Source organism: Pseudomonas sp. F-14 TE3623 (assembly GCF_053629015.1).
Genome location: NZ_JBRJHM010000001.1, coordinates 5,419,153 through 5,433,867, shown reverse-complemented (window position 1 = coordinate 5,433,867; position 14,715 = coordinate 5,419,153). Strand labels below are relative to the sequence as shown.

6 protein-coding genes and 1 pseudogene are annotated in these 14,715 nt (G+C 60.7%); 2 read left to right on the top strand and 5 right to left on the bottom strand.

Annotation, left to right across the window (positions count from 1 at the left end; genetic code table 11):
* Window positions 1–343 precede the first annotated feature (343 nt).
* Complete coding sequence (locus tag AB7M29_RS25375; protein WP_454248258.1) at window positions 344–2,818, top strand: TonB-dependent siderophore receptor; 2,475 nt, start codon at window positions 344–346, stop codon at window positions 2,816–2,818.
* A 264-nt stretch (window positions 2,819–3,082) separates the two neighbouring features.
* On the opposite strand, the pseudogene AB7M29_RS25370 reads toward AB7M29_RS25375, so the two are convergent.
* The 5 genes and pseudogenes from AB7M29_RS25370 to pvdM form a co-directional block, all read right to left on the bottom strand.
* Window positions 3,083–7,229, bottom strand: a pseudogene (locus tag AB7M29_RS25370) (amino acid adenylation domain-containing protein).
* 38 nt (window positions 7,230–7,267) lie between these two features.
* On the bottom strand, window positions 7,268–8,926 hold the full coding sequence (locus AB7M29_RS25365) for a cyclic peptide export ABC transporter (protein ID WP_454248257.1): 1,659 nt from the start codon (window positions 8,924–8,926) through the stop codon (window positions 7,268–7,270).
* Window positions 8,927–9,006: 80 nt separating this feature from the next.
* Entirely contained in the window at window positions 9,007–9,894 is an 888-nt protein-coding gene (pvdO, locus tag AB7M29_RS25360) for a dihydropyoverdine dehydrogenase (protein ID WP_454248256.1), read from the bottom strand.
* Between the two features lie 174 nt (window positions 9,895–10,068).
* On the bottom strand, window positions 10,069–11,349 hold the full coding sequence (gene pvdN / locus AB7M29_RS25355) for a pyoverdine-tailoring periplasmic protein PvdN (protein ID WP_454248255.1): 1,281 nt from the start codon (window positions 11,347–11,349) through the stop codon (window positions 10,069–10,071).
* Window positions 11,346–12,716 carry a pyoverdine-tailoring dipeptidase-like protein PvdM gene (gene pvdM / locus AB7M29_RS25350; RefSeq protein WP_052963098.1) on the bottom strand — a complete coding sequence of 457 codons (1,371 nt, stop codon included), beginning with the start codon at window positions 12,714–12,716 and terminating at the stop codon, window positions 11,346–11,348. Before pvdM ends, pvdN begins: the two co-directional genes overlap by 4 nt.
* A 243-nt stretch (window positions 12,717–12,959) precedes the next feature.
* Between pvdM and pvdP the strand changes: the two genes are divergently transcribed.
* Window positions 12,960–14,588 (top strand): pyoverdine maturation tyrosinase PvdP, encoded by a 1,629-nt coding sequence (pvdP, locus tag AB7M29_RS25345; protein WP_454248254.1) that lies wholly within the window; start codon window positions 12,960–12,962, stop codon window positions 14,586–14,588.
* The last annotated feature ends 127 nt before the right edge of the window (window positions 14,589–14,715 follow it).

The following is a 14,715-nucleotide window of genomic DNA, read 5'->3' as shown; positions in this document are numbered from 1 at the left end:
GCACCCTGGAAATAAAAGGCCGACGCCCAACGCGTCGGCTTTTTTTTAAATATGCTGTTAATGATAAATAAACTCATTCCGGTTTCTGCGTGGCGCTACGTCTTACTAAGGTATGCAGACAATTCGGGTCGGGCAGGGTAGCCCCAGGGTTCGGGTTGTAGGGCAGAACACGATTTTTGCCGTTGTCCAGACAGATGACCTGTGCCCGGGGAGGGGCCGGGTCGACCGCCAACTGATGTGCTGCCCCAGAGGTGGCCGACAGAGCGGTTTACGTGTTTGGGCAGCGTCGGGCACTTGGTGGCCCATCGGTCTTATCCACTTCTAACGAATAATAGAGAGCACGATGTCAGCAATTCATGAGTTGAAACCTCTGTTCAAGGCTTTGATCGTTTCCCGTACGCTTCGCTCGCGTCATTCGCTGGCCGGTCTGGGCATGGCCTGTCTGGTGCCGTTCAGCGCGCAGGTCTGCGCCGAAGAGATCGCCGTCAACATTGCCGCGCAGCCCTTGCCCCAGGCGTTGCAAGCGTTTGGCGAGCAAACCAACCGGCAGGTGATCTACAACGCCGCCGACATGGCCGACCTGCGCGGCAACCGCGTCAGCGGCAAACTGAGCGCCGAAGCGGCCATTGCCGAACTGCTCAAGGGCACCGGCGTGCGCTACAGCTTTGAAGGCAACACGTTGATGCTGGTGCGGGGTTCCGCCACTGAAAGCCTTGAGCTGGGCGCGACCACCGTCAATGCACAGCAGTTGGATGCGACGACCGAAGGCAGCAACTCATACACCAGTAACGCCGTGACCATCGGCAAGGGTACCCACACCCTCAAGGAAATTCCACAGTCGATCACCGTGATGACGCGTAAGCAGATGGATGACCAGAACCTGGTCGATCTCAAGGACGCCGTCAACCAGACCACCGGCGTGGTCGGCCTGCAGGGCGTCGGCCAAGGCTTGATTCTATCGTCGCGCGGTTTCCAGATCGACGACTGGCAGTACGACGGTGTGCCGATCCCGCGTAACACCTATTCACTGGGCAACTGGGCGACCCAGGACCTGATCTTCTATGACCGCCTGGAAATCCTGCGCGGCGCCTCCGGCCTGCTGCAAGGCACCGGCAGCCCCGGTGGTGCCATCAACCTGGTGCGCAAGCGTGGTCAGAGCGCACCGACCGTGACCCTGACCGGCAAGGCCGGCTCCTGGGATCACTACGGTCTGCAATTGGACGCCGGCGGCCCGCTGAACCAGGCCGGCAATATCCGCGGCCGCATCGTCGCCGACGAAGACCAGAGCAACTCGTTCATCGACCACGCGTGGAGCAAGACTCACTCGCTGTACGGCGCCCTGGATATCGACCTGCGCGAAGACACCACCCTGGGCTTCGCGGTCAGCCAATCCAACGGCGAATCGCGCGGCAACATCCGCGGTCTGCCACGCTACGCCGACGGTTCGATGCCGGACGTGTCGCGTTCGACCTACACCGGCGCGCGCTGGAACCGGTCCGAAATCGACGTCACCACCCTCTACGCCGATCTGGAGCACCGTTTCAACGACGACTGGGCCTTCAAGGTCGGTGCTGTGCACATGACCGAAGACAATCAGGCGAAAAACCAGAGAACGCAAAATGGCAGTACCGGTCTCAACCCTGATGGTAGTGGTGTGCAATATGCCGATTTCGTGACCGATTTCCAGTCCACGAAGGTCGGCCTGGACATGAACCTGTCCGGCAAGTTTGAAGCCTTGTCGATGCAACAGGAAGTCATGCTGGGCGGCAACTTCTCTCAGTTGGAGACGGATGATAAATTCGCCCGTACCTTCAACAACAGCAGCACCGACACGATCTTCGACCTGAACAACGACCGACCGGACATCAGCTACGAGGGCCTGATCAACAGCCCGGGCGGGCGGGGCACCCTCAGCAAATACGATATCCGCCAGAAAGGCCTGTATGGCACCTGGCGCGTCAAGCCGGTCGATGATCTGACGCTGGTGCTGGGTTCCCGGGTCAGCTGGTATGACTTCAGCTACAAGTCGAAAACCGAAACCGCGGCCAACGGTATTACAACCAACGCGCCAAGCACCGGAACTGAAACCGGAGTGGTCACGCCCTACGCCGGTATCATCTATGACCTGAGCCGTGAATGGGCCGTGTATGCCAGTTATACCGACGTGTTCCAGCCGCAGACCAACCTTGATACCAGCGGTTCGGTGCTCAAGCCGATAGTCGGCACCAACTACGAAGTCGGCCTCAAGGGCGAGTTGATGGACGGTCGGGTCAATACCTCTCTGGCCGTCTTCCGGTATGACCACGAGAACCGTGCCGTCGCCGTCGCCAGCTGTACTGGACTGAACTGCTCCTCTGCCGCAGGGAAAGTGCGCAGCCAGGGCATCGACGCCGAAATCAGTGGTGAAGTGATGGACAACCTGCAGCTGTTCGCGGGCTACACTTACAACACCACCAAGTACTTGGAGGAGCCGGGGAAGGAGGGGAGTGTCTTCAGTACCTGGACGCCGAAACACATGCTGCGCGTGTGGGGCAACTACCAGTTCACCGGCGACTGGAACCGTGTCAGCACCGGTCTGGGCTTCACCACCCAAAGCCACACGCTGGTTTACGATCTTAACAAAGATGTACCGGGTTACACCGTATGGAACGCCCGCGTCGGCTACCAGCTGACGCCGGAAATCGCTTTGGCGGTCAACGCCAACAACCTGTTCGACAAGACGTACATAACGTCCGCTTACAACCAGCTCAATGGCAACAACAATTTTGGTGATCCGCGCAACCTGATGTTCAGCGTGACCTACAAACCGCAGTTCTGATTGCAAGCGACAAACCCTGAGCCCGGCCCGCAATTTGCGGGCCGGGCTTTTTATTGCAATTTAGTGGGTGGACACACAACCCTCTGTGGGAGCGGGCTTGCTCGCGAAGACGGCAGCACAGTCAACATTGATGTCGCCTGACATACCGCTTTCGCGAGCAAGTCGGATCGCCGCACCGCCGCTCCCACAGGTTTTGTGCCTTGACTGACTGGCATTAAAGGCAACCCGCCGCAGCCTGCCGGCGGGCTGATGGGGCGGGGGAGATCAGCGATGTGCAGTGGTGGCCAGGAAGGCGTCGATCAGTGAGTCGATCAGTGCGCCATCAAAGATCATGCTGCGGTGCAACAGCGGTGAGTGAACCGAGCATTTCAGCTCACCCGAGGGGCTGTAACGCCGGATCAATGCCTCGCAGAACGCCAGTTCTTGCGCAGTCTTTTCCGGCACGGCCCACCAGCAACTGGGCCGGACCTGCACAGGTTTGAAGGTAAAGGCCTTGAAGGCCTCCAGCAGACGGTCATGCACCGAGAACGCCTGGGCATTCATGACTTCGTTCTTCACGCTTTGCACGATCGACAACAAGTCGCCTTGGCCCGGTTCGACCAGGCTTGCTGCCCAGTCATAGAACTGCTTGACCGAGCTGTGTGGCGAGTCTTTCAAATAAGCCGCCGTGCGGTCTGTCAGGGTCGGGAACAGCAGGTCGAAATAGTGAATGGCATCGAGGATCTCTTCCGAGGCCTCGCTGCTCTGTTCAGCACTTGGCAAGCGTCGATAACGGGGCAAGTCCTCGGGGTACAGGTGTTCCGGGATGGTACTGTCCACCAGGCCGAGAAAGGCCACCTGATGACCCAGGCCTTCCAGGGTGGCGGCGATATCCAGCGCTATCGCGCCCCCCAGCGACCAGCCCATCAAGTGGTAGGGACCGTGAGGTTGTGCCTTGACGATTTCTTGACCGTAATCGGCCACCATCTCGTCCCAGCTTTGGCTGCCATCGCTGAAACCGCGATGCATGACGCCACAGACCGAGGCATGGGCCTTGAGTTTCTTCGCCAGCGGCTGGTAACAGAACACGATTCCGCCGCTGGGGTGCAGGCAGAACAGCGTCGGTGCGCTGGCCGGGGCTGCATTCAACTCGACCACGCACTGAGTCTGTTCCCGATGCTTGCGCGAAATAAACGCCGCCAGTTCGCCGATGCTCGGATAGGCCAGTAACTCTTGCAGGCGCAGCTCGATGTTCAGACGTGTCTTGAGCGTGGAAATGAACTGAATGGCCAGAATCGAATGCCCACCCAATTCAAAGAAGTTGTCGGTCACCCCCACGCGCTCGATGCCTAGCGATTGCTGCCAGAGCTGGGCGAGTGCCTCCTCCAGCGGGTTGCTCGGCGCAACGTAGGCTTGCTGCCACAGACTGACATCCGGCTCGGGCAGGGCCTTGCGGTCGAGCTTGCCGTTGGCGTTGAGCGGGAAGTGATCGATAAACAGCAGGTGGCCGGGCACCATGTAGTCTGGCAACTGCGCCTTGAGGGCGTTCTGCAGCTGTTCGCGCAGCTCGGTGCTGGCCGGGTTCGCTGGCGATCACATAACCGACCAGTTGCAGACCGCTCGGGCACTCATGGGTCAGGACCACGCAGTCCTGCACGGCTGGCAGGCTCTGCAGACGTGCCTGGATTTCCCCCAGTTCGATGCGGAAACCACGAATTTTTACCTGATGGTCGATGCGTCCGACGTACTCGATGCCGCCATCGACGCCGTAGCGCGCCAGATCGCCGGTGCGATACAGACGCCCGCCGGGAAGCGGGTCGAACGGATCGGGAACGAAGCGAGTGGCGGTCAGGTCGGTGCGTTTCAGATACCCACGCGCCAGGCCGGCACGGCCGATATACAACTCACCGATGCAACCTTTGGGTACCGGGTTGAGATGAGGGTCGAGCAGGTACCACGACAGGTCGACAATTGGCTCGCCGAGGGGGCTGGTCGCGTCCGAGTGCAGATCGTTCAGTGACAATGGCCGGTAGGTCACGTGCACGGTGGTTTCGGTGATGCCATACATGTTGATCAACTGCGGCGCGCGATCGCCGAAGCGTTCGAACCATGGACGCAGGCTTTGCACATCAATCGCTTCACCGCCAAAAATCACGTAACGCAGGTGTTGGGTCAGTGACTGTTGAGGTTCGCAGGCGACCTGCATCAGCTGTTTGAATGCCGACGGCGTCTGGTTGAGCACGCTGATTTTTTCCTGGCATAGCAGTGCGTAGACATCCTGTGGCGAACGGCTGACGGCGTGCGGCACGATCACCAGCCGGCCTCCGTGCAACAGGGCGCCGAAAATTTCCCATACGGAGAAGTCGAATGCATACGAGTGAAACAGGCTCCAGACATCGTCCTGGTTGAAGTTGAACCAATTCGCGGTCGCGTGAAACAGCCGCATCACGTTGTGGTGCGGCAGCAGCGCGCCTTTGGGCTTGCCGGTAGAGCCTGAGGTGTAAATCACATACGCCAGGTTATCCGGGTGTACCGCCACTTCGGGATTGTGCTCATCCTGCGGGTGGCTGGACAGCGGCTGGTCGAGTAACAGGCAGTGAACCTCGGCCGGCAGCGGCAACTGTTCGCGCAGATGCGTCTGCGTCAGCACCAGCGCGATGGCGCTGTCCTCGATCATGTAGGCCAGGCGTTCGGCCGGGTAGGCCGGGTCCAGCGGCACGTAGGCGCCCCCGGCCTTGAGGATCGCCAACATGCCGATGATCATGTCTGGCGTACGCTCGACGGCGATGCCCACCAGCACATCCGGGCCGACGCCCTCGCTGATCAGCCGATGGGCCAGCCGATTGGCCTGGCGATTGAGCTCGGCGTAACTCATTTGCTGATCGCCAAAACTCAGGGCAATGGCTTCACCGGCTCTACTGGCGTGCGCTTCGATCACGTGATGCAGGCAGTGTTCGCGTGGCAGGCGGATGGGCTGACGATTCCAGTCGGCCAGAGTTTGTTGGCGCTCGTCCGGGGTCAGCAGTTGCAATTCGCCGAGGACGCAATCGGGGGCTTCGATGAGGCTCTGCAACAGGTTCTGCCAATGCCCGGCCATGCGTTCGATGGTCGCCGGGCTGTAGAGGTCGCGGCTGTACTCGAAGGTGGCGACAAGGCCTTGATGCGAGTAGTCGATGTCCAGCGAGAGATCGAATTTGGCCTGTTTTTCTCCGGAATCGAGAAACTCCAGTGTCAGCTCGCCCCAGTCCATCGCGGCTGGTTCGGCCGTGTCGGTGCGCCAGTTGAACAACACCTGGAACAATGGATTGGACGTCTGGCCACCCGGTCGTTGCAGTTGATCGAACATCAGCTCCAGTGGGTAATCGGCATGTTCGAGTGCCGCCAGGGATTGCCCGCGCAGGTCGTGCAAAAAATCCACGGCGGTGCAGGTCGAATCGATCCGCGCCCGGTACACCTGAGTGCCGACGAAAAAGCCCACCAGCTCCTGGGTTTCGCCACGGTTGCGGTTGGCGTTGGGCACGCCGACGGTGAAGTCGTGCTGGTTGCTGTAGCGACCGAGCAGCAATTGCCAGGCGCCCAAGGCCATCACAAACGGCGTCAGCCCCTGGCGCTGGCAGAAGGCATTGAGCGCTTGGGACAGAGTGGTGGGAATACTCAATGAAAGGCGCCCGGCGAGGTGCTGTTGACCAGATGCGCGGGCAAAATCCTGGGGCAGTTCGAGCACGGGCAATTCGCTGCCCAGGTACTGGCGCCAGTAATCGCCGCTGCGCGCGCAAGCGGCACTGTCGAGGTATGCACCGCGTTGCCAGGTGGCATGGTCGGCGTATTGCATCGCCAGTGGCGGCAGTTGCGCGGTGTCGCCGAGGCGGGCCTGGCCGTAGGCGCAGGACAGGTCTTGCATGAGAATCGCATTGGACCAGGCATCGGAAACGATGTGGTGCATGTTCAGCAGCAACACATGCTCCCGGGTGTCGAGCTGGAGCAAGGTGGCGCGGATCAGCGGCGCTCGGCTCAGGTCGAAGGGGCGCAGCGCCTGATTCTGGATACGCTGCGCCAGCTCATCGGCGCGGGCCTGGCTGTCGAGCGCCGAGAGATCTTGCTTGTGCAGGGTCAGACGGGCGTGACGCTCAACGACCTGGATCGGTACGCCGTCGATTTCCTTGAACGCGCTGCGCAAAATGTCGTGTCGATCTATGACCCGATCAAGCGCCACTTCCAGCGCCCGGGTATCCAGTTCGCCGGTCAGCCGCAAGGCACGTGGCAGGTTGTAGGCCGAGCTGGTCGGCGCCAATTGTTGCTCCAGCCACAGTCGTTGCTGGGCGAACGACAGCGGGGCTCGATCCAGGCGGCTGCGGGGCGACAAGGCTTGTACATCGTCTGCGGCATCGGCCAGTAAAAGCGCCAGCAGATCATCATCAAGAAGTTCGTTCATGGGGTTCTCGCAAAAGGCGGCAATGCGTCGGGCCGGGCTCAGGCCGTGGCGGCCGGAGCTTTTTCACTGATGACCTGACCCGCTTCCATGCGCACCAGTTGGTCGGCGACATCGAAGTAACGGTCGTCGTGGGAAATGACGATGATGGTCTTGCCCAGGTACTTCAGTTCCGGCAGCAGTTCGGTGTAGAAAATTCTCCGGAAGACCGGATCCTGATCGGCCGCCCACTCGTCGAACACCAGCACCGGGCGCTCCTCTAGCCAGGCGTTCAACAGCGCCAGGCGCTTGCGCTGGCCGGTGGACAGATCGGTGGTGCTGAATGCGCCATCGCGGATGCTGACTTTGTGGGCGATTTCCAGGCGTTCCAGGTAACGGTTGGCGTCTTCGGGAACCTGCTGGTCGCCTTGCACCAGTTCATCAAACAGGAAGTAGTCGGCAAAAATCGTGGTGAACAACTGACGATAATCGTCGCGGCTGCTGGCCAGTACCGGTGAGCCGTTGAGGATGATTTCACCGCCCTGTGGCGCGTAGAGGCCCAGCAGCAACTTGATCAGCGTGGTCTTGCCGCCGCCATTCTCGCCGACGATGAAGACGATTTCGCCCTGGGCGATGGAGAGGTTGACCGGCCCGAGGGTGAAGGGTTTGCTGCCGTCCACCGGAGGGAACGCGTAATGCACGTCTCGCAATTCGAGGTGTTCGACGACCGTTTTGGGGGTGTTCTTGTCACTGAGCAGCAAGTGCGGCTCGGGCGAGGAAAACTGTTCGGCAAGGTCGGCAATACGCTTGAAGGCGATGTTGGCACGGCTGACCACCGGCAGGGTGATGACCAGGTATTCCAGCGGACCTTTCATGTACAGCAACACCAGCACGAAACCGCTGAGGACCGCTTTATCGGTGCCCAGCCAGAACGATTGCAGGGCCAGCGCCAGGCCGATGACCACGAAAAACAGCATCGAACCGAAGGTCTTGGCCACCACGAATGTGTTGATCGAACGGATGTGGGTATTGCAGATGTAGTCGGCGGTGCCTTCGATGCGTTGGCTGAACATGCGTTGGCGGCGCGGGCGATGAATGCGCAGTTCCTTGGCGCCGGCCGCAATCGCGCTGTAGTGTTTTTGCAGTTCGTCTTCAGCCTCGCGAGCGGCTTCGAAGCCCTTGATACCCTTGGCCCGGGCCACATATTGCACCACGGTGCCGATCACCAGTGCCACCAGCAACAGGGCAAACATCGGCAGCGACAGATAAGCCAGGTAGCTCAGGCAACCAAGGGTCACGGTGAAGGCAATGGCCAGCGGCGCAAAGGAGAAGGCGAAGCTGCTGACGGTGTCGACATCGTGGGTCAGGACCGGAATGAGCCGATGGCTGCGATACCGCTCGATCTGTTCGATCGGTGCCAACAGGACTTTCTCACCCAGGGATTTACGCAGCCCGGCAATGATGCGCTGCCCGACATGATTGGTGCCGATATCCGACAGAGTCGACGCCACCAGGGCCAGCACACACAGGCCGACAAACGTCACCAGCACACTGGCGGGTGGGCTGCCTTCGCCGTTCAGGGCGTTGTTGATGGTCGCAAGCAGGGCGGTAATGCTGAGTCCACCCAGCATGCCAAGCATGATCGACAGCACCACGACGACCCGGAAAGGCTTGAGCAGGCTGAGGACTTCACTGATGGCTCCGCGGGAATTCGTGGTCATGGGGGTTTCCGCTTCAAGTGCCGTTAAGGGCAGAAGTTCAAGGGTTGAGGTTCAAGAGTTGAGCTGTTCCCGGGCGTGCATCACAGGTCCCGCGCGACGCGAAAACCGATCCAGTCGCCACGGGTATCGGGGTAGGTGGCATTACGGTTGCCCGAACGCGAGAACACCGGTGCTTCACCCCAGTCATTGCCACGAATGCGCCGGGCCTTGCAGTCGCCGGTCAACCACGCGCTGCCATCGCTTGGTGCACCGACGTAGTTCTCGTTGTAGCAATCGGCGGTCCACTCATAGACGTTGCCGTGCATGTCGTACACGCCGAAAGCGTTGGCCGGGAAACTGCCCGCCGGTGAGGTGAAGTTGTAACCATCGGCGGCGCCGTAGGTGTTGGCGTGTTTGGCGATGCTGTATTCCTTGCCTTCATCGAACGGGAAGGGGAACGGGCCGCTGCTGCCTGCGCGGGCTGCATACTCACGCAGTGATTCGCTGACCAGTCGATAGTGCTTGCCGGTCTTCTTCGAGAGCCAGGCCACATAGGCATTGACCTCGGGGAAGTCCATGCACACCGCCGGATGCCTCGCGGTGCGTTCATAGCGGGGCACACCGGCCTTGCACTCGCGGCCCGGCCGGGTGTCGCCGTCGGGCATGACGTAACCGCTGTCGCGCAGGTAGGCGTCCCACTCGCCGGCCAACACCTGAAAGCGGCTGATGGCCAAGGGTTTGGCGAAGGTCACCGGGTGCAACGGGCCTTCGTCGGGCTCGCGGCCCACCTCATTGTCCGGGGTGCCCATGGTGAAGGTTCCGGTGGGCAGCACCACCATCTCGGGGCAGTCCTTGCAGTCCTTGAAGATTTTCCCGGGCGGGGCAGGTGCTGCGGCCTGAGCGGCGCCCGGCATCAGGCTTGCAACCACGGCGGCGAAGGCCAGTGCGGGGAGCGTCTTCAAGGAAAAACTACGCAGCTCACTGTTCATCATTGCTCTCGATAAAAAGTTAAAAGGAATCAGGGGGCTAATACCCGTCAGTTAAGGAGCGGAACCTGTGGGAGCGGGCTTGCTCGCGAAAGCGGTGTGTCAGTCGACATCAATGTTGACTGTGCCGCCGTCTTCGCGAGCAAGCCCGCTCCCACATTCATCATGGGGTTGGGATCAGAGCTGTGTGTCGAGCAACGCCATGAAGCGGTCGACTTCAGCTTCGGTGTTGAGCAGCCCCGGCGCTGTGCGGATCACCGGGCCCACGTCGCGCTCCACGGCATCGGCGATCACGCGGTTTTGCATCAGCCAGGCGGCGATCTTGTCGCTGTCCTGACCCTTGACCCGAAAGAAGCTGAAACCGGACGACAGCTCGGGACTCGGGGGGGTGACCAGTTCGATCTGCGGGTGCGCTTGCAGGCGATTTTTCATATAGCTGTTCAGGGCATGGATACGCGCCTGAACATCGGCCTTGCCCAATTGCAAATGCAGTTTGAAGGCTTCGTTCAGCGCCCAACGGTGCTCGAACGAGTGGTAGCCGCCCGGTGTCATGGTGGTGGAGAACGCCGTGGCTTCGGAGAAGGTCGGGATGATCGGCGTGACGTATTTCACCTCTTCACTGCGGCTGCAAACGATGCCCGTGCCACGGGGGCCGAACATCCATTTGTGGGTGCCGGCGATGAAGAAGTCGCAGTTCATGGCCGGAAAACTCAGGTCCTCGACACCAAAACCGTGCACGCCGTCGACCAGGTAAATGATGCGGTCCTGCTCGCTGCGGTGGCGGTTGTGCTTGTCCACCAGCGCGCCGATTTGCGCGATCGGCAGTTTCACGCCGCTGCCGGAGTGCACCCACGTCATGCCCAGTACACGGGTTTCGGGTTTGATGTTCTGGTCGATCGACGCAAGGATCTCGGCTTTGGAGGCCGTCTGCGGATCCTTGAACAGCCTGATCTTGCGCACCCGAGTGCCGTCCCGTTGGGTGCGCAGATTGAGGATCGTGTGGGTCGCGTAATGCTCGTGGGCGGTGGTAAGGATTTCCTGGTCCGGGCGCACATGCACACCGCCGTAAATCATCGCCAGGCCTTCGGTGGTGCTGCCGGTCAGCGCGATCTGTTTGGCATTGCTTTGCAGGTAACGACCCGCCCAGACGCGCACCTCTTCTTCGCGCTGCTCGATAACACCCAAGTCCCAGTCCATGGCAAGCCCAGGGTTTTTATCGAGGACGGCGCGGTGCATCTCGATCGCTTCACGCACCGGTTTGGGGTGCGAGGTGATCAGGAAGTTGGAAAAGTGCAGGTAGTCCGGATCCTGGTCGAACAGTTGTCGCAGTTGCGCCCATTTGTCCCCTGGCAGCGAGGGCTGTGGGGTGGCGCTGGCAACGTTGTGCAGGCCAGCAGTCAGGGGCAGGCCGGCGGCGAGAATCCCGGCCTGTTTCAGAAAGGTTCGACGATCGCTCATGGTTTGCTCGTGCCTTGATGTGAAATCAGCGCCGGCTTGGCGGCTTTCTGTACCTGATCCCAGACCCGCAGGAAGTTGCCGCCCCAGAGCTTGGCGATGTCTGCTTCGGAGTAGCCGCGCGAGATCAGTTCCGCCGTGACGTTGCGAATTTCACCGACGTTCTTCCAACCCTTGACCCCGCCACCTTCGTTGAAGTCGGAGCTGATGCCGACATGATCAATGCCGATTTTTCGCACCGTGTAATCGATGGCGTCACCGAGGTCCTTGAGGGTGGCTTTGGGTTCTTCTTCAAGAATCGCGTAGAGGCGGCTGGCGTACTGGCCGAATTTTTTCTCGGACCAGGCGGCGATGACCGGATCACCCGGCATCAGAGCCATGGAGAGGTTCGGCAGGGGCGGCAGGTCGAACTGTTTGCGCAGTTCGTTGAGTTTGTCCTGGGTGGTCTGGGTCAGCGGTCGCAGGTATTGGGAGAAACCGACCACCTGCACCACGCCGCCGCTGTTCTTGATCAGCTGCAATTCCTTGTCGCTGAGATTGCGCGGGATATCGACCATCGCCCGTGGCGCCGAGTGCGAAGCCACCATCGGCGTGCGGCTCAATTGCGCGACTTGCTCCAGGGCCTTGGTCGACATTTGCGACACGTCGATGATCACGCCCAGGTCATTCAAGCGATGCACGGCTTGCTTGCCCAGGTCCGAGAGACCGTCGAGGGCATCTGGCGAATCGTTGAAAAACGGCAAGGGGCGCGAAGAGTCGGCCCAGTCGTTATTGCCGATGTAGCTGAAACCGAACATGCGCATGCCGCGTGCCGTCCACAAGTCCAGCAGGTTCAGGTCATGGCCCAGTGGATAGGCATTGAGCATGCTGATGAAAATCGCGAACTTGCCTTCTCCGTGCAAACGACGGAAATCGTCGGGGGTGTAGGCAATGGCAACCTGGTTGGGAAAGTCGCGGACCATGCCGGAAATAATCTTGTAGCGGATCTCCTGCTGGTTACGTGCTTCTTCGACGAAACCGGCGGTGGGCCTGTGCGGCGCGTTGGCGCCATTCCACAGTTCGGGCCAGCCGAAAATTGTCAGGGCCGCACCGGACAGATGTCCGCGGTTAGCCTTGACCAAGTCGAACTGGCCTTTGCCATCCTTGTCAGCCTCGTTGCCTTGGGTACCGAAATTTTGCATCAGGCTGATGTGGCTATCGAAGGAGAGCATGCGCTCGTGCAACTCGTCGGCCTGTTTCATGACCTTGATCGGGTAACCGAGGTTGTCCTTGAACCCGTAATACCAGACCGCGAAGCCTGCACCGGCGCTGATCGCCAGGGCCAACGGCAGGCCGATGTAAAGAGCCTTTTTCGAACGTGGTTTTGTCATTGCCATCTCAGTCAGGTTCGCCGCCCCGGTACAGGTGTTGGGGCCTTTGCTATCTGGGAGGAACGAGTGGCTGGCGGGGAAATTTAGGTGACCTCGCGGACCTCTTCGCGGGCAAGCCTCGCTCCCACAGGTATTGCGCTGTCCTTGTGGGAGCGGGCTTGCTCGCGAAGCTTTTAAATTTGTGCGCGCAACAAACGTTCTAGCTTGGATAAAGCCTGCTTCATGGCTGACACAGGTAGGGCAATGACGATTTCTCGACGATGGTTCATGGCAGGCCTGGCGCTGACTGGCGCTGCTGTGCCTGCGGCTTTTTATGGGCATCGCGAATGGACGAAGCCAGACCCGACGATCACCCCGGGTGAAGCGACCGTCGATCTGGCGGACACCGCGGGTCAGCAGTTGGCCAACTCGCTGCGAGGCATCTGGGATATCCGCTTTGAAGGATCCCGCGCGGGCCTCGACGGTTTACCGCAGAGCGGGCTGGAACTGTTTCTCGACATCGCCCAGCGCGGCCGCGGCCTGCGTGGCTGCCTTGATACCGCGCAACAGTTACGCAGCGAAACCGAGCCGCGTTACAGGGTGATCGGCGATCTGGTTTCGCCTGACGCCAGCCAGCTGTACTGGCGCCTGGTCGATACGCAATCGGCCAACGGCGCACCGGCTTATGAACTGGCGGTCGTGCTCGATGAAGTCTGGGCGGATTTCGGCAATGCCGGCAGTGGCACCCTCAGCGGGCGGGTCTTGCGTCTGGATCGCCCGCTCGGCTTGGCGGAACTGGACAATCGATTTGTCGCACGCAAACGACTGTTTCCCGAAGCCCGAGAGCGTGTCGGTCTGAATCCGCCGTTGCTGGCGTGGCTGATTTCCGCCGAACACCGCTTGTTCCACCAGCTCTGGCACGCCACGCGGGACAAATGGCACAAACTCTCCGAAGACCAGCGCGGTGCCTTGCGCGGCATCGGCTGGCAGCCGGGCCCGCGGGGCGAGGAGCGCGATGCCCGGGGGCCGCGCAAAGACCGTAATGGCTCGGGGGTCGACTTTTTCTTCATGCACCGGCACATGCTCGGCACTGCGCGTTCGATGCAGGACCTGCCGTCCTGGCCGAGCTTCCCGATGCCGCAGCCGGAGCTTGAACGCGACCGTCAGGGCTTCGCCCGCTATTTCGACAATCACGATGGCACTGCGCTGCCGCCCACTTGGCTGGCCGCCGAAGATACCGAGTACACGCGGTGGGTCAGCGACATCAAGACCGCCGAAACCTATCACAGCAATTTTCAGGTTTGGGAATCGCGCTACCGTGATCCGCGTTATCTGTCGAAGCTGACCCTGGGGCAGTTCGGCTCAGAGATCGAGCTAGGCCTGCACGACTGGCTGCACATGCGCTGGGCCTCGGTGCCGCGCGATCCATCCAACGGTCAGCCGGTGCCTTTTGCCCGGGATCCAGCGGACTTTTCCGCGCGTTGGTATGCACCGGAAAACGACTTTCTCGGCGACCCGTTTTCATCCCACGTGAACCCGGTGTTCTGGCACTTCCACGGCTGGATCGACGATCGTCTGGAAGACTGGTTCCGCGCTCACGAGCGCTTCCATCCGGGGGAGGTCAGCCGGCTCGAGGTCAATGGCGTGCCCTGGTTCGCCCCCGGTCGCTGGGTTGAAGTCGATGATCCGTGGCTCGGCCCGAGTACCCACGGTTGCAGCACCACGCCGGGATTACAGGCCGGCAAGTCGGTAGAAATGGACCCGGAAACCATGAAGCTGGCGCTGCGCATCACCTTCGGCACTGACGAAAAGAAACTCGCCGAGTTGTTTCGCCGCGTGCCGCAACGGCCGTGGTATGCGCGGAATCTGAAGGTCAAGCCGATTGCCAGTTAAGCCGGGCGACCGAGTTATCGTTCATTCGCGAGCAAGCCCGCTCCCACATTGGATCTTCAGCGAACATGGAATGTGTGTTCGGCGCGGATCAACTGTGGGAGCGGGCTTGCTCGCGAAAGCGGTTTAC